Annotated in this window: 22 protein-coding genes and 3 pseudogenes; 11 read left to right on the top strand and 14 right to left on the bottom strand. The window is 57.0% G+C overall.

From position 1 onward, the window contains the following. Position 1 precedes the first annotated feature (1 nt). Positions 2-361 carry a hypothetical protein gene (locus AC6CWS_RS22725; RefSeq protein WP_023289413.1) on the top strand — a complete coding sequence of 120 codons (360 nt, stop codon included), beginning with the start codon at positions 2-4 and terminating at the stop codon, positions 359-361. A 19-nt stretch (positions 362-380) separates the two neighbouring features. Here the strand turns inward: AC6CWS_RS22725 and AC6CWS_RS22720 are convergent, their stop codons facing one another. Further along, positions 381-1,556, bottom strand: a complete 1,176-nt coding sequence (locus AC6CWS_RS22720; protein WP_101994640.1) for an aminotransferase class I/II-fold pyridoxal phosphate-dependent enzyme — start codon at positions 1,554-1,556, stop codon at positions 381-383. Positions 1,557-1,776: 220 nt separating this feature from the next. Here AC6CWS_RS22720 and AC6CWS_RS22715 point away from each other — a divergent pair, with 220 nt between their 5' ends. Genes AC6CWS_RS22715 through AC6CWS_RS22705 form a run of 3 tightly spaced genes read left to right on the top strand, consistent with a single transcriptional unit; the run spans position 1,777 to position 4,263 of the window. Beyond that, positions 1,777-2,580, top strand: a complete 804-nt coding sequence (locus AC6CWS_RS22715) for a MetQ/NlpA family ABC transporter substrate-binding protein (protein ID WP_032452608.1) — start codon at positions 1,777-1,779, stop codon at positions 2,578-2,580. Positions 2,581-2,588: 8 nt separating this feature from the next. Further along, a complete protein-coding gene (locus tag AC6CWS_RS22710; RefSeq protein ID WP_032429140.1) occupies positions 2,589-3,602 on the top strand; it encodes a methionine ABC transporter ATP-binding protein in 1,014 nt (337 codons plus the stop codon). Next, positions 3,595-4,263: a methionine ABC transporter permease gene (locus AC6CWS_RS22705; RefSeq protein WP_044522560.1), complete on the top strand. Its 669-nt coding sequence runs from the start codon at positions 3,595-3,597 to the stop codon at positions 4,261-4,263. Before AC6CWS_RS22710 ends, AC6CWS_RS22705 begins: the two co-directional genes overlap by 8 nt. Positions 4,264-4,307: 44 nt before the next feature. On the opposite strand, the gene AC6CWS_RS22700 is transcribed toward AC6CWS_RS22705, so the two are convergent. From AC6CWS_RS22700 to AC6CWS_RS22690, 3 genes are all read right to left on the bottom strand, one after another. Further along, positions 4,308-5,507, bottom strand: a complete 1,200-nt coding sequence (locus tag AC6CWS_RS22700) for an amino acid aminotransferase (RefSeq protein ID WP_065882194.1) — start codon at positions 5,505-5,507, stop codon at positions 4,308-4,310. A gap of 38 nt (positions 5,508-5,545) precedes the next feature. After that, positions 5,546-6,160, bottom strand: a complete 615-nt coding sequence (locus AC6CWS_RS22695) for a YitT family protein (protein ID WP_004176405.1) — start codon at positions 6,158-6,160, stop codon at positions 5,546-5,548. 251 nt (positions 6,161-6,411) lie between these two features. After that, positions 6,412-6,891 carry an Lrp/AsnC family transcriptional regulator gene (locus tag AC6CWS_RS22690; RefSeq protein ID WP_023289419.1) on the bottom strand — a complete coding sequence of 160 codons (480 nt, stop codon included), beginning with the start codon at positions 6,889-6,891 and terminating at the stop codon, positions 6,412-6,414. Positions 6,892-7,225: 334 nt separating this feature from the next. Between AC6CWS_RS22690 and AC6CWS_RS22685 the strand changes: the two genes are divergently transcribed. Continuing rightward, positions 7,226-8,605, top strand: coding sequence for an amino acid permease (locus AC6CWS_RS22685; protein WP_043522066.1), 1,380 nt, complete (start codon positions 7,226-7,228; stop codon positions 8,603-8,605). Between the two features lie 273 nt (positions 8,606-8,878). Here AC6CWS_RS22685 and AC6CWS_RS22680 read toward each other — a convergent pair whose 3' ends face one another. The 3 genes from AC6CWS_RS22680 to AC6CWS_RS22670 all read right to left on the bottom strand — a co-directional run bounded on the left by AC6CWS_RS22680 (position 8,879) and on the right by AC6CWS_RS22670 (position 11,134). Next, a complete protein-coding gene (locus AC6CWS_RS22680; RefSeq protein ID WP_004203980.1) occupies positions 8,879-9,073 on the bottom strand; it encodes a hypothetical protein in 195 nt (64 codons plus the stop codon). 236 nt (positions 9,074-9,309) lie between these two features. Next, positions 9,310-10,428 carry an oxidoreductase gene (locus AC6CWS_RS22675; RefSeq protein ID WP_065882196.1) on the bottom strand — a complete coding sequence of 373 codons (1,119 nt, stop codon included), beginning with the start codon at positions 10,426-10,428 and terminating at the stop codon, positions 9,310-9,312. Next, positions 10,391-11,134: a DeoR/GlpR family DNA-binding transcription regulator gene (locus AC6CWS_RS22670; protein ID WP_032452613.1), complete on the bottom strand. Its 744-nt coding sequence runs from the start codon at positions 11,132-11,134 to the stop codon at positions 10,391-10,393. The genes AC6CWS_RS22675 and AC6CWS_RS22670 overlap by 38 nt, the downstream gene beginning before the upstream one ends. A gap of 278 nt (positions 11,135-11,412) precedes the next feature. Here AC6CWS_RS22670 and zntB point away from each other — a divergent pair, with 278 nt between their 5' ends. The 3 genes from zntB to dbpA all read left to right on the top strand — a co-directional run bounded on the left by zntB (position 11,413) and on the right by dbpA (position 14,296). Further along, positions 11,413-12,396, top strand: a complete 984-nt coding sequence (gene zntB, locus AC6CWS_RS22665; protein ID WP_025713230.1) for a zinc transporter ZntB — start codon at positions 11,413-11,415, stop codon at positions 12,394-12,396. Positions 12,397-12,713: 317 nt separating this feature from the next. Beyond that, a complete protein-coding gene (ynaL, locus tag AC6CWS_RS22660) occupies positions 12,714-12,908 on the top strand; it encodes a proline-rich small protein YnaL (protein WP_071592553.1) in 195 nt (64 codons plus the stop codon). 14 nt (positions 12,909-12,922) lie between these two features. Beyond that, complete coding sequence (gene dbpA / locus AC6CWS_RS22655; RefSeq protein WP_065882198.1) at positions 12,923-14,296, top strand: ATP-dependent RNA helicase DbpA; 1,374 nt, start codon at positions 12,923-12,925, stop codon at positions 14,294-14,296. A gap of 45 nt (positions 14,297-14,341) precedes the next feature. Here dbpA and ttcA read toward each other — a convergent pair whose 3' ends face one another. Together ttcA and AC6CWS_RS22645 are read right to left on the bottom strand one after the other, a co-directional pair. Then, a complete protein-coding gene (ttcA, locus tag AC6CWS_RS22650) occupies positions 14,342-15,277 on the bottom strand; it encodes a tRNA 2-thiocytidine(32) synthetase TtcA (RefSeq protein WP_064154710.1) in 936 nt (311 codons plus the stop codon). 48 nt (positions 15,278-15,325) lie between these two features. Further along, positions 15,326-15,760 (bottom strand): annotated as a pseudogene (locus AC6CWS_RS22645) (tyrosine-type recombinase/integrase); the annotation flags it as partial. 446 nt (positions 15,761-16,206) lie between these two features. On the opposite strand from AC6CWS_RS22645, the gene AC6CWS_RS22640 reads away from it, so the two are divergent. The 3 genes and pseudogenes from AC6CWS_RS22640 to AC6CWS_RS22630 all read left to right on the top strand — a co-directional run bounded on the left by AC6CWS_RS22640 (position 16,207) and on the right by AC6CWS_RS22630 (position 17,282). Beyond that, on the top strand, positions 16,207-16,527 hold the full coding sequence (locus tag AC6CWS_RS22640; RefSeq protein WP_080901495.1) for a TonB family protein: 321 nt from the start codon (positions 16,207-16,209) through the stop codon (positions 16,525-16,527). Positions 16,528-16,668: 141 nt separating this feature from the next. Continuing rightward, positions 16,669-16,842, top strand: a pseudogene (locus AC6CWS_RS22635) (pyocin-S2/colicin E7-DNase domain-containing protein); the annotation flags it as partial. 179 nt (positions 16,843-17,021) lie between these two features. Then, complete coding sequence (locus AC6CWS_RS22630; protein WP_077253408.1) at positions 17,022-17,282, top strand: bacteriocin immunity protein; 261 nt, start codon at positions 17,022-17,024, stop codon at positions 17,280-17,282. 291 nt (positions 17,283-17,573) lie between these two features. On the opposite strand, the pseudogene AC6CWS_RS22625 reads toward AC6CWS_RS22630, so the two are convergent. From AC6CWS_RS22625 to nifJ, 5 genes and pseudogenes are all read right to left on the bottom strand, one after another. Then, a pseudogene (locus tag AC6CWS_RS22625) lies at positions 17,574-17,741 on the bottom strand (SOS response-associated peptidase); the annotation flags it as partial. 327 nt (positions 17,742-18,068) lie between these two features. After that, entirely contained in the window at positions 18,069-18,503 is a 435-nt protein-coding gene (gene uspF, locus AC6CWS_RS22620; RefSeq protein ID WP_065882201.1) for a universal stress protein UspF, read from the bottom strand. An 81-nt stretch (positions 18,504-18,584) separates the two neighbouring features. Beyond that, positions 18,585-18,797, bottom strand: coding sequence for a KTSC domain-containing protein (locus AC6CWS_RS22615; RefSeq protein ID WP_023289427.1), 213 nt, complete (start codon positions 18,795-18,797; stop codon positions 18,585-18,587). 144 nt (positions 18,798-18,941) lie between these two features. After that, the gene (gene ompK37, locus AC6CWS_RS22610; protein ID WP_065882205.1) at positions 18,942-20,066 is read right to left on the bottom strand and encodes a porin OmpK37; all 1,125 of its coding nucleotides are present in this window, start codon (positions 20,064-20,066) and stop codon (positions 18,942-18,944) included. A 357-nt stretch (positions 20,067-20,423) separates the two neighbouring features. After that, positions 20,424-23,951 carry a pyruvate:ferredoxin (flavodoxin) oxidoreductase gene (nifJ, locus tag AC6CWS_RS22605; protein WP_498256440.1) on the bottom strand — a complete coding sequence of 1,176 codons (3,528 nt, stop codon included), beginning with the start codon at positions 23,949-23,951 and terminating at the stop codon, positions 20,424-20,426. Positions 23,952-24,238 lie beyond the last annotated feature (287 nt).

The raw sequence follows: 24,238 nt of genomic DNA, 5'->3' as shown, positions 1-24,238 counted from the left end.
AATGACAATTTACCGATGGGCTTCGGCCTGCCTGTTAAGCATAACCTGCGCCGCTACGGCGGCGGAATTTAAAACCATCGAGGCCGATCTGCTGGCCTCCAACCGGCTGTTCTGTATGACCGGCTATGACCATAAACCGATCGGCGTGGCGTGGGAGAGCGTCAAATCCAGCCGCTATCAGCCGCAGTCGGATGGCGACCGTATTTTCAGCGACACCGTCTCCCGGCGCTTTCTGGAAGAGGAGAATAAGACCGCCTTTTACAATGGCGCCAAATATCGCGTACTGGGTAAACCCGCCAGCGCCTGCTATGACTATTCCGCCGCGCGTATTCAACGCATGGCGGGCTACCTGAAGGTGTAACGACTCCGCGAGGCGGGCGCTAAAACAGCGCCAGCCGGGCGAGACGGTCCAGCGCCTTGCGCAGCGCGTCGTCCCCAGCCGTCAGACTGATGCGAATAAACCCTTCACCCCCATCGCCAAAACCAGTGCCTGGCGCCACCAGAATATGCGCCTCCTGCAGCAGCAGGCGGGCAAACTCCTGTGAACGGTACCCGGGCGGCACGCTCAGCCAGAGGAAGAAAGTACCTTGTGCGGCACGAACCGGCCAGCGCAGTGCGGCCAGTCGACGCAGAACCCACTCCCGGCGCTGATGATACACCGCCGTCAGCTGCGCAATCCGTTCTGCCGGCAGGCTGAGCGCGGCGATCGCCGCATCCTGAATGGCGCCAAACACCGTGCTGTAGCTGTGGGTGTGCAGTTTTTTAAACGCCCGGATAATCGAGGCGTTGCCGACCGCGAAGCCGAAGCGCCAGCCGGCCATATTAAAGGTCTTGGAGAAGGTGTAGGTCTCCACTCCCCACGCTTTCGCGCCGGGCTGAGAGAAAAGGCTCAGCGGCGCATCGCTGGCCGCGCTGCCGATGGCCGCATAGGCAAAATCGTGCAGGATCGGCACCTGGTGACGGCGGGCAAACTGCAGGGCGCTGGCGAACAGCGCCGGCGTGGCGAGCGCGCCGGTGGGGTTATGCGGATAGTTAAGCACCACCAGCCCGGCCTGGTCAGCCACCTCCCGGGGGAGGTCGTTAAAATCCGGCAGGAACTGATTCTCAGCCCTGAGCGGCAGGCCATAAAACGCCGCCTGGGACTGCAGCGCCGCTGAGCGGTAAATGGGATAGCAGGGATCGGTGGAGATGAGGTATTGCCCGGGACGGAGCAGCGCCCGCGGGATGCCGCCAATACCGATATGCGAGCCCTGAAATACCGCGACTTCGCTGTGCGGATCGATTTCCACATCATACTGGCGGCGATAAAAATGGGCGATCGCTTCGCGGACCTGCGGCTTGCCCCAGAACGACGGGTAGCCATGGTTTTCACGACGATGAATGGCGCTCTGCAGCGAGTCAATCACTTCCGGCGGAGTGGGCTGATCCGGACTGCCGCTGGAGAGGTCGATCAACGGCAGCGCGTCGGTGTTGACCTCCGCGGCCAGTTTTTCCAGCAGGCTGAACAGATTCTCTTCCAGGGCGTCCACCAGCGGTGAAGCAGCGAAATCAGGCATAATTTTCCCGGTTTACGTTATCAATAATCTGCCATCTTTAAGGGATTTATTGCGCCTGGCTAAATAACAATATATGCAAAGGATTATTGTTTTTAGGATATGTCGGGATGGCAAAAGTTTATGAGGAATAAGCAAAAGGAAATCCGGCGTTCTGGCTTACAACCCGCTTTCGGCTGTGATTTAATCGCTCAATATCGCCAACCTTCCTGGAAAATACCTTATGAACAAGTCAGTTGCGCTCGGAATGACGCTCGCCCTGTTATCCGCTACCTCCTTTTACGCCACCGCCGATCAAATTATTCGTATCGGCTTTAACCCCGGGCCGTATAAAGAGCAGTTTGAAAAAGGGGTCGCCCCCTATTTATTGAGTAAAGGATATAAAATCGAATATAAAGATTTCAGCGACGGTATTCAGGTCAATGACGCGGTAGCTCGCGGCGATATCGAAGCGAATATTATGCAGCATCCGGTATACCTGAAAGCGATCAATGAGCGACTGGGGACCGATAATGTCGGCATTGTGCAGGTACCCACGCCGCCGATGGGTCTGTACGGCGGCAAGCTGACGACCTTGGGCACCCCGGCAGCTGGCACGGTGGTGTCGGTGCCAAACCAGCCGTCGAACGAATATCGCGCGGTTCTGGTGCTGGAAAGTCTCGGCTGGGTGAAGATTAAACCGGACAGCGATCCCGCCACCTTTTCGCAGCGTAATATCGTTGCCAACCCCTATAACATCGTGCTTAAGGAGATGGACAATGCCCAGCAGGTTCGCGCGCTGCCGGACGTCGACTATGGCCTGATTCAGGGCAATTTCGCCGTCTCCAGCGGCATGGCGCTTACCTCGGCATTAAAGCTGGAGGCCGCCACCAGCCATTTTATTAACGTTGTGACCGTTGCCGGTAAAAATCAGAAGGCGCAGTTTGCCAAAGATATCATCGACGGCTATCACTCTGCCGATTTCAAAAAATATATTCTCAGCCATCCGCAGTATGATGGTTACCTGCTGCCTGATTATTTAAAATGAATAACGCGATGATAGAATTTCGCCATGTCAGTAAAACCTTTAACAGAAAAGGGCATCCGGTTCTGGCCCTGCAGGATATTAATCTCAGTATCGACCGGGGCGATATTTTCGGCATTATTGGCTACAGCGGCGCAGGGAAAAGCACCTTATTGCGGCTGATTAATCGTCTGGAAACGCCGGGTGAGGGCGAGGTGGTGTTGAACGGTGAGTCGCTCCAGGACTGCAGCGGCCAGCGCCTGCAGGCGATCAAAAAAGATATCGGCATGATCTTTCAGAATTTTAATCTGCTGAATTCGAAAACGGTATTTCATAACATCGCTATCCCGCTTATTTTGCAGGGACGCGACAAGGCTTTTATCCAGGCGCGGGTTGCGGAGCTGCTGGCGTTTGTCGACCTGAGCGACAAAATGCACAGCTACCCGAATGAGCTGTCGGGAGGGCAAAAGCAGCGGGTCGGTATCGCCCGGGCGCTGGCCACCAACCCGTCGGTGCTGCTGTGCGATGAAGCCACCTCGGCGCTCGACCCCCATACCACGGTACAGATCTTATTGCTGCTGCAGGAGATTAATCGCCGCTATGGCATCACCATTGTGCTGATTACGCATGAAATGTCAGTGATCCAGACAATCTGTCACAAGGTGGCGGTGATGCAGGCCGGGCGCATTGTTGAGCAGGGGACGGTTTTCGATCTCTTTGCCCAGCCGCAGCATCCGGTCACCGCCAGTTTCGTGCAGTCGGTGGTGCACGATCGCCTGCCGCAGCGGGTGGCGTCGCTCCTGCAGCGCGACAACGGCGCCCGGGCTTTACGCCTCGAATTTATCGGCGCGACGGCCCGGCAGCCGATCATTAACCGCCTGATCCGCGAGTATGCTGTCGAGGTGAATATCCTGTTTGCCAGCATGTCCGAAGTTCAGGGCCGGATACTGGGATTTATGATTGTGCAACTCCTCGGCGAGCCTGACGAAACCGAACGCGCCATCACCCATCTGGCCGACGCAGGAGTGAAAATCATCCATGTTTGATCTAATTGATACCGCCATTACCGGCGAGCAGTTTCTGCTGGCGCTGCATGATACCCTGATTATGGTCGCCATCTCACTGGGCTTTGGCGCGCTGCTTGGCGTCCCGCTGGGAATTGTGTTGGTGGTTTGCCGTCCTGGCGGCATCGTGGCCAACCCGGTGGTGCATCAGGCGCTGAATCCGCTGATTAACGTGCTGCGCTCGCTGCCGTTTATCATTTTGCTGATTGTGATCCTGCCCTTCACCAGGCTGCTGGTGGGCACGACTATCGGCACCGCGGGGGCCATCGTGCCGCTGATCGTTTTTGTCGCCCCCTATATTGCCCGGCTGGTGGAGAGCTCGCTGCTGGAGGTGGATGAGGGGATCCTTGAGGCCGCAGACGCCATGGGCGCTACCCCTCTGCAGACCGTCTGGCATTTCATGCTGCCGGAGGCGGCGGCGTCGTTGATTCTGGCCCTTACCACCGCGACCATCGGTCTGCTTGGCGCGACCGCCATGGCGGGAACGGTGGGCGGCGGCGGGATCGGCGACCTGGCGATCACCTACGGCTATCAGCGTTTCGACGCCTTTGCCACCCTCACCACCGCCCTGGTGCTGATTGTTATTGTTCAGCTTATTCAGACGCTGGGCACCCGCCTGGCTCGCCGACTGCGTCGCGAATAACTGCTATACCGCGCCGGGGTTGCCCCGGCCAGCGGGAAAGCGGATCAGCGTGCGCAGACCGCGGCGAAGGCGCTGGCTACCCGCGCAATATTGCCGTGGTTGAGCCCGGCCACGCAGACGCGACCGCTGGCAATCAGATAGATGCCATGCTCTTCACGCAGAACGTCTACCTGATCGACGCTAAAGCCGGTGTAACTGAACATGCCGCGCTGGGTCAGCAGATAGGAAAAATCCACCGCCGGCAGGGCTGCCTGCAGAGCCTTCACCAGCGCGACGCGCATGGCGCTGATGCGGGTGCGCATGGCCTCCACTTCCCCCTGCCACAGGGCATTCAGCTCGGGATCGTTGAGCACCTGCGACACCACCTGGGCGCCAAACCCCGGCGGGCTGGAGTAGTTGCGGCGTACGGTAGCTTTCAACTGGCCCAGCACGCGCCCGGCGGCATCGGCGTTGTCACAGACCACCGACAGGCCGCCGACACGCTCGCCGTACAGTGAAAAAATCTTCGAGAACGAGTTGCTGACCAGCGCCGTCAGCCCGGCGCTGGCGATGGCGCGTATGGCATAGGCATCTTCATCCAGCCCGCGGCCAAAACCCTGGTAGGCAATATCGAGGAACGGGATCAGCTCCCGGGCGATCAACACCTCAATCACCCGATCCCACTGCTCGGGGGCGAGATCGGCCCCGGTCGGATTATGGCAGCAAGGATGGAGCAGCACGATGCTGCGCGGCGGGAGCTGCTGGAGGGCGGCAAGCATAGCGGGGAAATTGACCCCACGGGTGGCGCTGTCGAACCAGGGATAGGTATGCACCTCGAAACCCGCCCCGGCAAAGATGGCCACATGGTTCTCCCAGGTTGGATCGCTGACCCAGACCGCGGAGTCGGGGAAGTAGCGCTTGAGGAAATCAGCACCCACCTTCAGCGCGCCGGAGCCGCCCAGCGTCTGGATGGTGGCGATGCGTCCGGCACGCAACGCCGGATGGTGTTCGCCAAACAGCAGCGTCTGGACCGCGCGGCGATAGGGAGCCAGTCCCTCCATCGGCAGATAAAGGCTGGCCTTGTGCAACTGGCTCTGCAGCCGGTCAGCGGCCTGACGGACCGCCTCCAGCTGAGGAATGATGGCCTGCTCGTTATAGTACAACCCGATGCTAAGGTTAACTTTGTCTGCCCGGGGATCCTGTTGAAAGGCTTCCATCAGCGACAGGATAGGATCGCCCGCGTAGGCGTCAACGTTCTGGAACACAGTGGTTACTCCTGAAATGACCGTTAAAGGTGAAGCCATTACACCGCGTAGCGTCCTGGGCGGTGGTTCATGGCGATAATCGAATTCAAAATCACGGCGCCGAGGACAGAGACCAGCAGCATCGGCAGGCTAACCACCCACAGCGAGGCGGTGACGATGCAGGCGTCCACCACCATCTGGAATTTACCGGCGCGGATGCCGCTTTTATCCTGCAGATAGAGGGCCAGAATATTGACGCCGCCGAGGCTCGCTTTATGGCGGAACAGCACCACAAAGCCGATACCGACCATGATGTTGCCGAAGAGGGTGGCGTAATAGGGGTTCAGGCGATCGACATGGATAAAGTAGCCGTGCAGGTCGGAGAACAGCGACACCAGTCCGACCGCGCAGAAGGTTTTCAGCGTGAAGGCGGCGCCCATCCGCCGGACGGAGAGCCAGTAGAAGGGCAGGTTAATGGCGAAGAAAACCACGCCGAACGGCAGGTGGGTGGCGTAGTGGATCAGAAAGGCCATGCCTGCTGTCCCGCCGGTCAGGGCGCCGGCCTGGCGAAACAGGATAATGCCAAAGGAGATCATCAGCGTGCCGAACAGCAGCGCCAGGGCATCCTCCAGCCAGGTGTGGGTCAGTTTTTCAGGGGAAAGGACGTTATCCATAAATAAGCACTATCTTTTCGTTAACAAGGATAAGCTCTTGTTTGCAAAAATCGCACCAGAGGAGCGGGCCCGGGCGATTGGTTGCGGAAAAAATAGCCGTGGTTTAGCCTAACCTGTTGTTCTGTCGGAAAGAGAAAATCGCACGTGTCGTGCGCATAATGGTTGTGAAATGCGTAAGTTGTGCGAATTTACTGCTTATCACGCATTGACTGGCCCCGCATCTGCACCAGCGCAGGGCACTGTGCTCCGGTTCAGCGCAGCGAGGGCGTGCCCGGCATCAGCTGGCCGTTCTCCTTCAGGCGGTTGAGCACGACGGCGGTTTTCAGATGAGCCACCCCTTTGTTTTGCGCCAGAATATGGCTGATCAAATGGCTCAGTCCGGGCAGGTCCGGGACCGTTACCCGCAGCAGATAATCGGCGTCGCCGGTGGTTTTCCAGGCGTCCAGAATGGCGTCCACTTCACTGAGCATCTGATGAAAGCTCTCCACGCATTGTGGGGTGTGATTCAGCAGGCGCACCTCAATCAGGCCAAGCATCTCCTGCCCGGCGGCATCCGGCGCCAGACGCGCATGGTAGCCGAGGATAAGCTGCGCCTGTTCAAGGGCGATACGGCGGCGCGAACACTGGGAAGCGGACAGGCCGATAAGCTCGCTAAGCTCCTGATTGGTCAAACGGCCATTGGCCTGCAGCAGGGTAAGAATTTTCAGATCATAGTCGTCGATGTTGTACATAGTGGCCACTAGCGGAACGTAAAAGTGGCTACCAGCCTAACAGTTTTTTGCCTGGCGTGAAGCCTGACCCGACGGCGGCAAACCGGATGCACCAAAACGGGTCAGCTTCATGCATTAAGTCACTGGTTTTCTCATGATCTGTGCGTCATCTGGCCAATTTTCGCGCGTTATGCGCCAGGTCAGCGCCGCGATGACCAGCTTTCAGAACGAACTAGAAAATAATATTTCAATATCATTCAATGGATTAATTTTGGTCTGACGCTCCGCGGCGATCCACTGGCCTGAAAGTTGCTACCGGCGAAAGTGACTTTTTACAGACAGGGGCAGGTCAGAGATGACAACGCAGCAAGAGCATCAGTTAAAGCGCGGGTTAAAAAACCGCCATATCCAGTTGATCGCCCTCGGGGGGGCGGTCGGCACCGGACTGTTTTTAGGTATCGCGCAAACGATCCGTATGGCAGGCCCCTCGGTCCTGCTGGGGTACGCCATCGCCGGGGTTATCGCCTTCTTTATCATGCGTCAGCTTGGCGAAATGGTGGTAGAGGAGCCGGTGGCGGGGTCGTTCAGCCATTTCGCCAACCGCTACTGGGGGCCCTTCGCCGGGTTTATGTCCGGCTGGAATTACTGGGTGTTGTACGTGCTGGTAAGCATGGCGGAGCTGACGGCGGTGGGGATCTATATTCAGTACTGGTGGCCGGAGGTACCCACCTGGCTGTCGGCGGCAATCTTCTTCGTGGCGATCAACGCCATCAACCTGACGCACGTCAAAGTGTATGGCGAGCTGGAGTTCTGGTTCTCGATTGTCAAAGTGGCCGCCATCATCAGCATGATCGCCTTTGGCTGCTATCTGTTATTTAGCGGTCACGGCGGGCCGGCGGCGACGGTGGCCAACCTGTGGCAGGACGGGGGATTTTTCCCTAACGGTATCACGGGCTTAGTGATGGCCATGGCGGTGATCATGTTCTCCTTCGGCGGGCTTGAGCTGGTGGGGATCACCGCGGCGGAAGCCGACGAACCGCATAAAACCATTCCCAAAGCCACCAACCAGGTGATCTACCGTATTCTGCTTTTTTATGTGGGGTCGCTGGCGGTCTTGCTGTCACTCTACCCGTGGCGGAACGTCGTGGAAGGGGGAAGCCCCTTTGTGCTGATCTTTCACGCCATTGACAGCAATATTGTGGCCAACGCCCTCAATCTGGTGGTGCTCACCGCCGCGCTGTCGGTCTACAACAGCTGCGTCTACTGCAACAGCCGGATGCTGTTCGGCCTGGCTCAGCAGGGCAACGCCCCGCGCGCGCTGCTGCGGGTGAACCACCGCGGGATCCCGTTGACCGCCCTGGCGGTGTCCGCCGTCGCCACGGCGCTTTGCGTGGTGATTAACTATGTGATGCCCGGGAAAGCCTTTGCCCTGCTGATGGCCCTGGTGGTAGCCGCCCTGGTCATCAACTGGGCGATGATCTGCATCACTCATCTTAAGTTCCGTCGCGCCATGCAGCGGGCCGGGAAGGTAACGGCTTTCCAGAGTTTCGCCTATCCCCTGACAAACTGGCTGTGTCTGCTGTTTCTCGCCGGGATCCTCGGGGTGATGTATCTGACCCCGGACATCCGCATCTCCGTCTGCCTGATCCCGGTATGGCTGCTGATCCTTGCCGCAGGCTATCTGCTGCGCAGGAAAAGCGCGCCGGAGCCGGTGGCGGCGCTGGAGGAGCGGTAGTCGCCGACGCCCTGCCTGGCGGCAGGGCGATATTGTTTCGACTAAAAATCACGGGGAAATAGATAATTACGATAAATGACATCTCACGTTATCGGTCTGGAAATTGACAAAAGCGTGGGGCAGACAGCCTGGGGTTCTGGCTGGTCGTTATCCTGTTTATCGCCGGTGGGGAAGGAGAGCCGCCAGCGGGAATGAGGGCCGTGGCGGCGGAAGGGGGGAGATCAACGGCAGGCGCGTCGGCCTGGCCTTCGGTATACCGCAACAGGCTGCCTGTTAATCCACGTTAGTAAAATAATCGCGCGCGGCGGTCTCGACGCGCTTCGCGTCCAGCCCGGTCTTCTCAGTGATCTGCTCGATAAACGGTTTAAATTTTTCGTCCATCACGTTCCCTCCTTCCCAGTGGGCGACGTAGAATTTGCACTGATAGCGATAAAAATGGAGAGTGGTATCTCCTAACGTGTAGTACATGAGCTTCTCCTGTCCGGTATTGCGGTCACCGCGTCCACAGCGTCAGCAACCTTGTTCTCATCACGATCGATCTGTTCTCTATCCTCCTCCCAATTGGCTGAAATTTCCAGCGGTGCTTTAGGCAAAAACGCAGGATAAAGAAAGGATAATCTGCTGACAGGCAGTGATTATTTCTACAGTCGGGGTGGCGATCCGGTTACCTGCGGGCCGCGCAGATAACCGGAGTAGCGACAGGCTTAGCGCAGCGCGTTGCGCTCGTCGTCGGTCAGGTCGAGGGTCTGCGCCACGCCGCTTTCTGCAGAGCGCGCCGCCGCTTCCAGGACGGCCATCACCGCCAGCGCCTGCACCGGCGGCACCGGATTGGCGATCAGGCCCTTCAGCGCGTCGCGGATCTGCATATAGTACAGGCGCTGATCGCCCGGCGGGGTAGGCTGGGTTTGGGTCTGCAGCGAGGCGTCATAGATAACCAGCTCATCCTCATCCTCGCCCCAGCCGGCGCTTCCCGGTACCACACCCGCCAGCAGCTGGCTCTCCTGCTGGTCGGCCCGCGCTTTGACAACGCTGCCTTTATCGCCATGCACCGTGAAGCGCGAGGAGCCCCCCGCGACCAGCATGCTGCAGTGGAGGATCGCTTTATGCGCCGGGTAGTTTAAGACCACATGCGCCCAGTCGTTGACCTCCGCGCCGTCGCGCAGGGTGGCGATATTGCCCTGTACCGACTGCGGCAGACCAAACAGCTGCAGCGCCTGATCGATCAGGTGCGGCCCCAGATCGAACCATAAGCCGCTGCCGGGGACGTTCTGCTCGCGCCAGCGGACGCGGACTTCCGGGCGGAACCGGTCGAAATGGGACTCAAAATGTTTCACCGTGCCGATGGCGCCCTGCTCAATAACCTGACGGATACCGAGATAGTCGCTGTCCCAACGGCGGTTATGGAAGACGGAAAGCAGCCGCTGTTTAACCTGCGCCAGGGCGATCAGCTCCCGGGCCTCCTGCATATCAAGGGTAAAGGGTTTGTCCACCACCACATGCTTGCCGGCGTTCAGCGCCAGGCGGGCCAGCGGCGCGTGCGTGGCGTTGGGGGAGGCGATAACCACCAGATCGACATCCGGGTGCTGGACCGCCGCTTCCGGGGAAGCGATCACCGTGACGTCCGGCAGGTCGCGTTTGACTTTCTCTTCATCGCGCGAGGCGACGAAGGCCAGGTTCAGGCCCGGCACCGAACGGATAAGCGGCGCGTGGAAAGTCTTACCGACGAAGCCATAGCCAATCAGGGCGATATTTATCGTGTTGTTACTCATCAGATTCTCCACGTTGTTAAGCGTCAGCAATATGTACAGAGAGGGCAGGATCATCACCCAGCTCAGGCCAGGGACGATCGAGGAAAAGATGGTGAATGTCGCTGAGACCGGCCACCAGCCAGGGTTCGCAATGGTTGACTTTGGTATGGTCCGCCACCAGCCAGTGTTCCGCGCTGGCGGCGAGCATGGCGCGTTTTACGTCCGCATCGGCCTCCTGGCTGGCGCTCAGGCCCAGTTCGGCATGCAACGCGCAGGCGCCGAGAATCGCGATATCGGCGCGGTAGCGCGCCACCAGCGACAGCGTGGCGCTGCCGGCGAACAGCCGCTGTTCACTGTCCCACTGGCCGCCAAGCAGGATAAGCTGGATATCGGCGCGGTCGCTGAACAGCTGGGCGATATCCAGCGAAGCGGTGATCACGGTCATGGGGCCTTTCAGCTGGGTAGCGACGGCCAGCAGTGTGCTGCCGGCGTCGAGAAATAGCGTCGAGCCGGAGGGGATGCGCGCGGCGACCTGCTGGCCCAGACGCTGTTTCGTTCCGGGGAGCAGGGCGTTTCTTCCCTGGCGCGTCATCGCCGGGACGTTAAGCGCGATGGCGCCGCCGTGGCTTTTCTGCAGTACCCCCTGGTTTTCCAGCTCACTGAGATCCCGGCGTATGGTATCGGCCGACACCTGCAGCGCATCAACCAGTTCGCTGATGCTCAGCTGACCGGTTTCACTCAGCCGGTCAAGGATGTGTTTTTGTCGCGCGAGCTTATGCATGACGAGATACTCCGCAAATTGACGCAATAAATGGCATAATACAGCAAAAAGCTGCAAAATAAACCGCAAAAGGTCGCACTGAACCGTGGAAAACCTGAAGAACTTGATTTCACTACACTTTAACGTTAAATGAGGAAAGCGGGCGCGGCCAGGGGGAAAGCGCTTTTTAATGAAGCGATTAGCCTCTTTCACCGGGCAATAAATAGCGAAAAAGCGCCCTTTCGCGTACCTTATACAGAGCGCGCGCAATGCGACAGGCATGGATTAACGGAGGTTGAGTGGACGCGATTAAAGGCTCGGAGTTGCAGATACCGGACGCGATCTTCGCGTGGGTGCTCGACGGGCAGGGGGGCGTGAAGCCGCTCGCCGATAACGATATTATCGACAAAGAGAAGCCCTGCTGGCTGCATCTCAACTATACCCATAGCGACAGCGCCGACTGGCTGGCGGCCACCCCGTTGCTGCCCAATAACGTGCGCGATGCCCTGGCGGGCGAGAGCACCCGACCGCGGGTGACGCGGATCGGCGACGGGGCGCTGATCACCCTGCGCTGCATCAACGGCAGCACCGATGAACGGCCAGACCAGCTGGTGGCGATGCGTCTGTATATGGATGAGCGGCTGATCGTCTCCACTCGTCAGCGCAAAGTGCTGGCGCTGGACGATGTGCTGGGCGACCTGAAGGAGGGCAATGGGCCGACGGATGGCGGCAGCTGGCTGGTGGAAGTCTGCGACGCGCTGACCGATCATGCCAGTGAGTTTATTGAACAACTGCACGACCGAATTATCGACCTCGAAGACGACCTGCTCGATCAGCAGGTGCCGCCGCGCGGTTTTCTCGCGCTACTGCGTAAGCAGCTGATTGTGATGCGTCGGTATATGGCGCCGCAGCGCGATGTTTACGCCCGGCTGGCCAGCGAACGCCTGCCATGGATGAGCGACGATCAGCGGCGGCGGATGCAGGATATCGCCGAGCGGCTGGGGCGCGGGCTGGACGAGATCGACAGCTGCATTGCCCGGACGGCGATCATGAGCGATGAGATCGCCCAGATTATGCAGGAGTCGCTGGCGCGGCGGACCTATACGATGTCATTGATGGCGATGGTGTTTCTGCCCAGCACCTTTTTAACTGGCCTGTTCGGCGTCAACCTCGGCGGGATCCCTGGCAATAGCTGGCATCTGGGCTTTAGCCTCTTTTGCCTGATGTTAGTCGTTGTCATCGGTGGTGTTGCGTGGTGGTTACATCGCAGTAAATGGTTGTAAAGAATCGCCTTTTGGCGGCGACGATGCCGGGAAAACCCGGCAATGTTTGAGCGAAATCAATAAACCCTCTACCCATTCAGGGCAATATCTCTCTCGCAGGTGAATGCAACGTCAAGCGATGGGCGTTGCGCTCCATATTGTCTTACTTCCTTTTTTGAATTACTGCATAGCACAATTGATTCGTACGACGCCGACTTTGTTGAGTCGGCTTTTTTTTTGCGCTCTCCTGACCAGCTTCTACGCTTACTAAGACACCCGACGGTCTTCAGGCCGTTTACGCCTGCGGGTACGCCCGTATCACTTTCCGGGAGGCCACTATGCATTACGCTTCAGGGCTGACAGCCCAGTCCATCCCCATCTCGCCCGAGCCGAACGATCCGGTTCCTTTACCCGATCCGCGACCGCGTCCGCAGCCGCAGCCCGATCCGCCGCCTGATGAAGAGCCGATTAAATTGTCGCATCAGGCGCGGAGATCTGCGAGGATACGCGCCTGCAGATCGTCTGTCCTTTAATACGAGAATACATTGTGACCGCTTTTTCTACCCTGACTGTTTTACCTGCCGCCCAATTAGCCAACCTTAACGAGCTGGGTTATCTGTCGATGACGCCGGTTCAGGCCGCCGCCCTGCCGGCGATCCTCGCGGGGAAAGATGTGCGCGTGCAGGCAAAAACCGGCAGCGGAAAAACGGCCGCCTTCGGGCTGGGCCTGCTGCAGCATATCGATCCGTCGCGCTTTGAGACCCAGTCGCTGGTGCTGTGTCCGACCCGTGAACTGGCCGATCAGGTTGCCGGCGAGCTGCGCCGTCTGGCGCGCTGCCTGCCGAACATCAAGATTTTGATGCTCTGCGGCGGGCAGCCGTTTGGCGCTCAGCGCGATTCACTGCATCACGCCCCGCATATTATCGTCGCCACCCCGGGCCGTCTGCTCGATCATCTGCAGAAGGGGACGGTCTCTCTCGACGCGCTGCAGACCCTGGTGATGGATGAAGCGGACCGCATGCTCGATATGGGCTTCAGCGACGCCATCGACGAGGTGATCCGCTTCGCGCCGGCTGACCGGCAGACGCTGCTGTTTTCCGCCACCTGGCCTGCGGCGATCGCGGCGATCAGCGGTCGGGTGCAGCGTCATCCGGAAACGATTGAGATTGACAGCGTCGATGCGCTACCGGCTATCGAACAGCAGTTCTTTGAAGTTTCCCGTCACGGCAAGATTGCGCTGCTCCAGCGTCTGCTCAGCCAGCATCAGCCGGCGTCCTGCGTGGTGTTCTGCAATACCAAGCGCGATTGCCAGGCGGTCTGCGATGCGCTCAACGCCGCCGGGCAGAGCGCATTATCGCTGCACGGTGACCTCGAGCAGCGCGACCGCGATCAAACGCTGGTGCGCTTCGCGAACGGCAGCGTCCGGGTTCTGGTGGCGACCGACGTCGCCGCCCGCGGCCTGGACATCAAATCTCTCGCGCTGGTGGTGAACTTCGAGCTGGCCTGGGATCCGGAGGTGCATGTTCACCGAATCGGCCGCACCGCCCGCGCCGGCGAACAAGGCCTGGCTATCAGCTTCTGCGCGCCGGAAGAGGCGCAGCGCGCCACCATTCTGGCCGACATGCTGCAATTATCCCTTAACTGGCTGCCGGCGCCGACGGGCAACGCTATCACGCCGCTGACGGCGGAGATGGCGACGCTGTGCATCGACGGCGGAAAAAAGGCGAAAATGCGCCCGGGGGATGTGCTGGGGGCGTTGACCGGAGATATGGGGTTTGATGGCGCCGATATCGGCAAAATTACCGTCCACCCGGCCCACGTCTATGTGGCGATCCGCCAGAATATGGCGCAGAAAGCGTATAAGCAGTTACAAAACGGCAAGATCAAAGGCAAAGCCTGCCGCGTACGACTGCTGAAGTAAGGGCAGAATAGCGCGTCTCAGGCGGCGGCCTGAGACGCTTTCGGGTTACTTCACTTCCACTACGTTCAGACGCAGCTCATCTAACCGGGCGTCCTCTTCCTCCGGCTGCCAGCCGGCAGGCTGCAGGGGAATCTCTTCCCGGTCAAACGCCAGATCGCCGCCGTCCACCACCTCAGAACCGTGGGTGATGCCTTTAAAATCAAACAGATTAACGTCGCTCAGGTGCGAAGGCACCACGTTCTGCATCGCGCTAAACATGGTTTCAATGCGTCCCGGATAACGCTTATCCCAGTCGCGAAGCATATCGGCGATCACCTGGCGCTGCAGGTTAGGCTGCGACCCGCACAGGTTGCATGGAATGATCGGGAAGCCCTTGGCCTGGGAGAAACGCTCGATGTCTTTTTCACGGCAGTAGGCCAGCGGGCGGATGACGATGTGTTTGCCGTCATCGCTCATCAGCTTCGGCGGCATTCCTTTCATTTTGCCGCCGTAGAACATATTCAGGAACAGCGTCTGCAGGATGTCGTCGCGATGATGGCCGAGGGCAATCTTGGTGGCGCCGAGTTCGCTGGCGGTACGGTAGAGAATGCCGCGGCGCAGGCGAGAGCAGAGCGAGCAGGTGGTTTTCCCTTCCGGGATCTTCTCTTTGACGATGCCGTAGGTATTCTCTTCGACAATCTTGTATTCAACGCCCAGCTGCTCAAGATAAGCCGGCAGAATATGCTCCGGGAACCCGGGCTGTTTCTGGTCGAGGTTCACCGCCACCAGCGAGAAGGAGATGGGTGCGCTTTTCTGCAGGTTACGCAGGATCTCCAGCATGGTATAGCTGTCCTTGCCGCCTGACAGACAAACCATAATGCGGTCGCCTTCTTCAATCATATTGAAGTCGGCGATCGCCTCACCGACGTTGCGGCGCAGACGTTTCTGCAGCTTATCGATGTTGTATTTCTCTTTCTTTGTAATTTCTTGATTTTCTTGCATTATTAACATTCTCAAAATCTTAAAGGGGCATATAGGGGGCAAAATGTGTTAAAGCCCAAGCCGGGAATTCAACATAGAAACCTGGTCGCCGTTCATTTCTTCTATCCATGTACTATAAACGTCGTACACCATTTGCGCGTTTTCATGCCCCATCTGATTGGCTATAAAAGACGGGTTTGCGCCAGCCGTCAGGAGCCAGCAGGCAAAAGTATGCCGCGTATGGTACGGATTCCTGCGGCGAATGCCAGCGCGTTTTACTGCAGCTTCCCATCTGCTGCCTATACTGCTGTGCGAGTAGCAGGGTTTTTGCTCGCCTTTCCGTCTCCGCGGCATGAAAACAAGTCGCAAATTCTGTTCCTCGCTTGAGCCGTATTCCCTGTGGTGAAACGTGATAGTGGCGACCGGATGTCCAGCTGTCAGTTCATGCTGCGCTTTGAGCGCGTCCAGGGCAGGGCCGAGCAATTGTATCGTCCGGTTTCCTGCTGCTAATGCCATACCGAGGCCTTTTGCTGAGGCGCTGGTGAGAGGTAACTCGCCGGAGATGTGCCGGGCGTGAGAAACCGTAAAAGCACCTGGGAAGCAATAAAATACCCGGCAATCAGTGCCGGGTTTTGGGGCTCACATAAGATTGGAAATCTGGCTGTAAGAGAGGTGTTTACTTTACTTGACCCTAAATGATAAGTCGAAACTCCTCATTTTTTAATGGAATATAGGTGAATGGAAGCGTTATAGGGAAGGAGTAGCCCTGCGGAAGAATGGCGATGCCTCAATCCCCCGCAGAACGCAAAGCGCGCAGCTAACCCGGCTGTGATATATAATCCCCTCCATACCAGCGGGGATGTAGAAGTGGAGCCGCATCCTCCGGCGTTGCATGAAAAAGGCGTATTAGGGATCTATAGACATAAGGAAAACAACAATTGGTATCGGTTATGAAAAAAACATTACTTCTGGTTTGCGCTGTTCTTATATCAAACTTGGCACTTGCTGCAGAAAATAAAGAAGAAGTTGTGCCTGTGCGGATAAGTTGCCCTAATCCTTATTATCCAGTTTCTGCCATGGCTAATCGGATTAGTGGCACTGTAAATTACGCTGCCTCAGTAAATGAAAAAGGGGAAGTAACTTCTGTTGAGACAACTGGTGCTGAGATCTTTTTTAGAGAAACAAGATCAGCAATGAGAAAATGCAAGTATGAGTCCGGAAAGCCAGGCATTGCGCGTGGAACCATAAGATTTCGTCCATCTCAACCGTAAATACTGCTAGCCTACCTGGATTTTGTGTACTGAGAGATCTATCAGCCTGATGCTCTTGCAATGGGAGTCGAGCCAAGTGATGTTATGTTGGCAAGCTCTAGAGATTTACCTGGCAAAATCACTGGTTAAGGGGAGCAGGCTAGTCATGGTTGGCTGAAAAAAACTGGAGACGAGTTAGGCTCTCCTGTTCCCGGTGTGATTGCTGATACATTTCGTGGCTGTGAGTTTTCGAACTTTCATTCATTCGGGAGAGCTTTCTGGAAGGCGGTTTCTGATACCACTGAGCTAACTGAGCGGTTTGACAAGCTAGCTTAGGGAGTATCAAGTTAGAAAGATGGTCGTTCATTCGTAAAATGAGCATGTCGGGGGAAGGCTTAAACATGAATTAGAACACGCAAAAGCTATTAAAATACCGGTGATGTGTATGGTATTGAGAACTGGCGAGTTATGATGCACAAAAAGCCATGTTGAAGTTCACTAAGCAATGGTGGTAAATGATGGACAATAAAAAAAGCATTTCTGATTACACCGAATCTGAGTTTTTAGCTTTTGTGGAAAAGATATTTAAACCGGATAATACAACCGAAGATGAAGATGTGCAAAATGTTTTAGAGTTTGAACGTATCACTGAACACCCTGATGGTTCTGATGTAATTTTCTATCCTCCAAAGGGCCGAGAGGATAGTCCGGAAAGGGTTGTTAAGGAAGTGAAAGAATGGCGGGCCAGAAATGGCAAACCTGGTTTCAAAGAGTAGCTGATCGGTACAGTTGCGTTATCTTACCTATCTTAACGTGATAATAGATGACTTCTGATTGAAACTCGCGCCGGCGGTTTTTTATTACGTTGAATTTATTATCGGTGAAAGTAGTTCACAATTTTGATTTTTTATCAACCAGCCCTAAAGATGCCGTCGGAGCCTGAGCAACTTCCTTAACTTATGCGCTTTGAGGGCATTCCCGAAGCAAAAGGCAATCAGAACACCAAGGTCTGCTTTCAGCATAGTGCGGGTATTATCAGGTTATTGGATTTTAATAGCCTCAATCAATTACGCCCCCTGATTCCTAACGTTGTCCACCGCTCGGAAAACGGGGTGCCATGTGAAATGATCAGCAGGTACCGCACCATCTGCAATTATCTCATTCACCTCTTTTCCTCGAATAGCCTGCCTCATCCATTCCCGGGTGGATTCAGGTACCAGGGCCAGCGGCCGGCGCTGTGGGGGCTGGCTGTATGTAAATATAAAATAAATTTAGTTGGTTGGAGGGGGCACAACTTATTGATGTTGTACATTTTTGCTGATTTCTTGATTTTGCAGCATGCAATAGTGGCTCAATTCATAGTGTGGCATCAGAAGAGCACGCGTTCTGCCAGCCGCTGGACAACGTGGCGCTGGCGCGTAGCAATTAATGAGGTCTGACAGACAACCGTGGCGTGTATGGTACGGATTCAGGGGCGGAATGTCAGCATCTTTCCGGCACTTTCCGCTGCGGGCAGGGGCAGAAGTAAAAATAAAAAGCCCGCCGGGCGGCGGGCTGAGGCGTTAGCGAACGACCAGCACCGAGCACTCGGCGTGGCGGACCACCGCGGCGGCGTTGGAGCCCAGCAGATAGGTGGTCATATCCGGCCGGTGCGAAGCGATGATCACCAGGTCGGCGGGTAGCGACCTGGCGAGGGCCAGAATCTTATCTTTTGGCGATCCTTCGGCAACGTGAAAATGTTTCCGATCTTCCGGGATAGAGAACTGCTTCGCGAGCTCTTTAAGCTGCGTTTCCGTCCCTTCGCGCAGCTCATCCATACCAGGCAGTTCGGCGGTATAGGCCATTCCCAGTGAGGCATAATAAGGCAGGGAAGGGATAACGGAGAGGAAATGGACCTCAGCGTCGTCAATCCGCGCTTCCGATTCAACGTGACTGATAATGCGTTCAGTAAATTCTTTATCAGAGATATCGATGGGGACAAGAATCATTCTGCTCATAAAACCTCCTGTTTAAGTATCCCCTCATATTGTACGGCATTATGGCACGTTTTGTATCATGACCGCAGTCACACTTTGACATTAACGTGGCTTGCGTTCGGGGAATTTTCCCTTTATCACGCCGTCATAAAATCGGCCTTTTGACACCACCTGTAAAAAGTCACGAAAAATACGCGGTGGAACCCCGGTATATTGCAACGGCGGCTGGTGATAAAAACAGATTTCCAGCGTGGCGGAGGCGTCATCATAGGCGACAGAGATAATTCGGGAAGATTTTACCGGGTGATGATGCATGATGGACGTCCTCGGGCAGGCACTGACTGAGCACGACTATATCACTAAACGGACGGCTATTTTAAGCTGTGGGATATATTGTTTTGTTTTAGCTGCTGCGATGCAAAGAGAGAGAAAGCCCGCCGGAACCGGCGGGCTGGCGCATCAGAACTGGTAAACCAGGCCCAGCGCGACGATGTTGTCGGTAGAAATACCGTTGTCTTTGTAGAAGCTGTCGTTGTCATCCAGCAGGTTGATTTTGTAATCAACGTAGGTGGACATATTACGGTTGAAGTAATAGGTGGCGCCGACGTCCATATATTTGACCAGATCTTTATCGGCGTAGCTGCCGGTATTATAGAGATCTTTGCCTTTGGACTGCAGGTAGGAGATAGCCGGACGCAGACCGAAGTCGAACTGATACTGAGCAGTGACTTCGAAGTTTTGCGTCTTGTTAGCCACGCCGTCATTGCCGTACGGGGTCATATTGCGGGTTTCAGAGTACATTGTCGCCAGGTAGATATCGTTGGCGTCGTACTTCAGGCCGGCAGTCCAGGCTTCGGCTTTATCGCCGCGGGCGTTGGTCCGGGTCATCTGGTCGTTGGTACGGTCAGAAGAGGTATAGGCCGCAGCCGCGCTGATGCCCATGCCGAAGTTATAGGAGGTGGAGAGACCGAAACCGTCGCCGTTGTCAAAGCGAACATCGCTGTCGCTGCTGCGGTTGTTGGTGCCGACGTTGATATCCTGGGCGTTCTGGCCTTCGTTTTTACCCTGATACTGCAGGGCGAAGTTCAGACCATCCACCAGACCGAAGAAATCGCTGTTGCGGTAGGTCGCGACGCCGTTGGCGCGGCCTGCCATAAAGTTATCCGCATAGGTGTAAGAGTCGCCGCCGAACTCCGGCAGCATATCGGTCCAGCCTTCGACGTCGTACAGCACGCCGTAGTTACGACCGTAGTCGAAAGAACCGTAATCGCCCACTTTGATACCGGCGAAGGCCAGACGGGTCCACGCCTGATCGCCGGCGCTTTCGGTATTGTTGGCCTGAACGTTGTATTCCCACTGGCCGTAACCGATGAGCATATCGTTGATCTGGGTTTCGCCTTTAAAGCCAAAGCGAACGTAAGTTTGGTCGCCGTCTTTTTTCGAGTCGCTGGAGAAATAGTGCAGACCGTCTACCTTGCCATAGACATCTAATTTATTTCCGTCTTTATTATAAATTTCCGCCGCGTGCGCAGCGCCAGCGGCTAATAAAGCCGGAATAACGAGGGCCAGTACTTTTCTTTTCATGAAGAAATTCCTTTAACTGTTTTTATGTTCTAGCTTCCGGGAAGGAAGTGAACTCATGCTAAAGGAGCGGTCTGAGATATGGTAAGACTCAATTGTTACGATATAAGTAAAATCTAAATAAAATACTTCTGAAGTAATGGTGATAATTGTGGTGAATATATCTACAAATAATATACAAAATAAAAATTATACATATTCAGTTTGATCGCGTATTATTCGGGCGTTATATGCCTTTATTGTCATGCCAAGCATTTTTATTTGCCGTCTCATTCTGCGGAATGATTTTGTTTATCGGTAAAACGACAAGCCCGAACTTTATGTTCGGGCTTTTTTTATGGCTGCGGGAGGAAAATAATCTTAGCTCTCGCTCGGTGATTTCTCCGCTTTGCCCGCCAGCTGGGCGAGGAAGTCGTAGCGCTTCTGCAGGTCGGCGGCAGCGTCTTTCCACAGTTGCTCCGCCACTTCCGGCTGCTGCGCATTCAGGCGACGGAAGCGTTGCTCATTGAGCAGCGTTTCAGCCAGGGCATCTGACGGTGGGCGGGAGTCCAGCGCCAGCGGGATCTTACCTTCTTCCGCCCGACGCGGGTCGAAGCGGTAGAGCGGCCAGAAGCCGGTAGCGGTCAGCTGACGCATCTGATCGTGGCTGAGCGCCAGATCGTAGCCATGCTCTTCGCAAGGACTGTAGGCGATGATCAGCGACGGCCCCGGATAGGCTTCCGCTTCCTGAATCGCTTTCACCGTCTGGTTCAGCTGCGCGCCCAGCGAAATCTGCGCCACATAGACATGACCGTACATCATCATGCTGACGCCAAGATCTTTGCGCGCCTTACGTTTACCATGCTCGCCAAACTTAGTGACCGCCCCCAGCGGGGTGGCTTTTGACGCCTGGCCGCCGGTGTTGGAGTAACACTGGGTATCCAGCACCAGAATGTTGACATTTTCCGTCAGGCTCAGCACATGGTCCAGACCGCCGAAGCCGATATCGTAGGCCCAGCCGTCGCCGCCGATCAGCCAGACGGATTTCTCCACCAGCGCGTAGGCATCGGTCAGCAGCTCTTCAGCGCCTTGCACGCCGGCCAGCGCCTGACGCAGGGCTGCCACCTGTTCGCGGCGCGCTTCCGGCGTCGCCTCGGCATGCAGCGCCGCGTTCAACTCTGCCGGCAGCTGGTCGGCGAATTCACTCAGCAGGCGCATCACGCGCTGGCGATGCTGGTCGACGGTTAAGCGGAAGCCGAGCCCGAATTCAGCGTTATCCTCAAACAGCGAGTTGGCCCACGCCGGGCCGCGGCCGTTGGCATCGGTCGTGTACGGGGTCGAGGGCAGGTTGCCGCCGTAAATGGATGAGCAGCCGGTGGCATTGGCAATCAGCATCCGGTCGCCATACAGCTGGGTTAGCAGTTTGATATACGGCGTTTCGCCACAGCCGGAGCAGGCGCCGGAGTATTCAAACAGCGGGCTGATCAGCTGCGAAGTGCGGATATCAATACGCTCCAGTTTGCTGCGGTCGATTTCCGGCAGGTTGAGGAAGTAATCGTAATTCACTTTCTCCTCTTCCACATGCTCCAGACGCGACATCATATTGATGGCCTTGATCTCCGGGTTCTGGCGATCTTTTGCCGGGCACACTTCCACGCACAGGTTGCAGCCGGTGCAGTCTTCCGGGGCGACCTGCAGAACGTATTTCTGCCCGCGCATATCGCGGGATTTAACGTCCAGCGAGTGCAGACTGGCAGGGGCGTTCTCCATGTCCTCCGGCGCGACCACTTTGGCGCGGATTGCCGAGTGCGGGCAGGCGGCAACGCAGTGGTTACACTGGGTGCAAAGCGCTTCCTTCCAGATCGGGATCTCTTCGGCGATGTTGCGTTTCTCCCAGCGGGTGGTGCCCATGGGCCAGGTGCCGTCCGGCGGCAGGGCGGAGACCGGCAGCGCATCGCCGAGGCCGGCCAGCATGGCGGCAGTGACCGTTTTGACGAAATCCGGCGCGGCGTCGGAGACCACCGGCGGGCGGTTCGGACTGCTGGCATTCACCGGCTGCAGCGGCACTTCCGCCAGGGACTCGCGGGCCAGGGCCAGCGCCTGCCAGTTGCGTTCCACCAGCTCCTGGCCTTTGCTGCTGTAGCTTTTGGCGATGGCCGCCTGCAGTTCCGCCAGCGCGCTGTCGCCAGGCAGGATGTGAGTCAGATGGAAGAAGGCCATCTGCATCACGGTATTAATGCGCGCCCCGAGGCTACATTCGCGGGCGATCTTCGCCGCGTTGACCACGTAAAAACGCGCTTTTTTCTGATTCAGGGTGGCCTGCACTTCCTGCGGCAGGCGGGACCAGACTTCATCGGCGCTGTACGGCGTGTTGAGCAGGAAAATGCCGCCGGGCTTCAGCCGCTCGGCCATCTGGTACTTATCGATAAACTGCAGCTGGTGGCAGCCAACGAAATCGGCCTGCGAAATCAGATACGAAGAACGAATCGGCTTTTCGCTGACCCGCAGATGGGAGACGGTCAGGCCGCCCGCCTTCTTCGAGTCATAGACAAAGTACCCCTGGGAGAACCACGGGGTGGAGTTGCCGATGATTTTGATATTGTTTTTGGTGGCCGACACGCTGCCGTCGCTGCCGAGGCCGTAGAACAGCGCTTCGAGCTTGGCCTCTGCCGGCAGGGTATTTTCGCCCAGCGGTAGCGACAGGTTGGTCACGTCGTCATAGATGCCGACGGTAAAGCGCGGCTTCGGCTGGGCGGCCTGCAGCTCATGGAATATCGCCAACACGCATTCCGGACCGAACTCCTTGGAAGAGAGACCGTAGCGGCCGCCGATGGTCCGCAGCAGCGTCTCGCGCTCGCCGCAGTTAAAGGCTTCCGCCAGGGCGGTCATCACGTCGAGATACAGCGGCTCCGCGTGCGCGCCAGGTTCTTTGGTGCGATCCAGCACCGCCACCGCCCGGGCGCTCTCCGGCAGCGCTGCCAACAGGTGGGCGGCGGAGAACGGACGATAGAGGCGGACCTTCAGTACGCCGACTTTCTCGCCGCGGCTCAGCAGTTCATCGACCACCTCTTCGCAGGTGCCGATGGCCGAGCCCATAATGACGATGACGCGCTCCGCCTGCGGATGGCCGTAAAACTCAAACGGTTTGTACTGGCGGCCGGTGGCGGCGGCGAAGTCATCCATCGCTTTCTCGACATGATCATAAACCGCGTCGTACCACGGGTTGGTGGCCTCCCGCGACTGGAAGTAGGTGTCAGGGTTGGCCGAGGTCCCGCGGATCACCGGGTGTTCCGGATTGAGCGCGCGCTGGCGATGCTCAGCGATTTTTTCCTGCGGCAGCAGGGCGCGAATCGTGTCATCCGCTAGCGGGGCGATTTTGTTGATTTCGTGCGAGGTGCGGAAACCATCAAAGAAATGAATAAACGGCACCCGGCTTTGCAGAGTGGCGATATGCGAGATCAGCGCGAAATCCTGCGCTTCCTGAACGCTGCTGGCGCACAGCATGGCGCACCCGGTCTGGCGGACCGCCATCACATCGGAATGGTCGCCGAAGATCGACAGCGCGTGGGTGGTGACGGTGCGGGCGGCGACGTGCAGGACAAACGGCATCAGCTGGCCGGCCAGTTTGTACAGCGTGGGGATCATCAGCAGCAGGCCCTGCGATGAGGTAAAGGAGGTGGAGAGGGCGCCGGTCTGCAGCGCGCCATGTACGGCGCCAATGGCGCCTGCCTCCGACTGCATTTCGACCACGCGGGGCACATCGCCCCAGACGTTTTTCAGCCCATTGCCGGCCCAGGCGTCGGCCTGTTCCGCCATCGTTGAACTGGGCGTGATCGGGTAGATGGCGATAACTTCACTGGTGCGAAACGCGACGGAAGCGACCGCGCCATTACCATCAATAGTAATCATAGGAAGACACCCTTACATTGCGCAAAAGAATGGACGCGTAAAACCGCGACGCGCCCTGTAATTATATAAGAGGTAGTTTAGCAAACCGTTGATGCCGCCATTTTTGCATTTGTGTCCTCAATGCGGCGGCCACCCGTGACCAGATCAATATTTTGCGCGGTTCGCGGAGAAAGTAGCTTTCCAGGGCGTGAAGGCCAGCGATTGTCCGGTGGCGAACCCGGGGGAGATCAACCTTTAGGCAGAAATTTGCTAGAAAATGTTAATGAGACGCATAAATACGTACTTCC

The organism is Klebsiella sp. M041, assembly GCF_059759695.1.
This window is presented reverse-complemented; position numbering and strand designations above follow the sequence as displayed.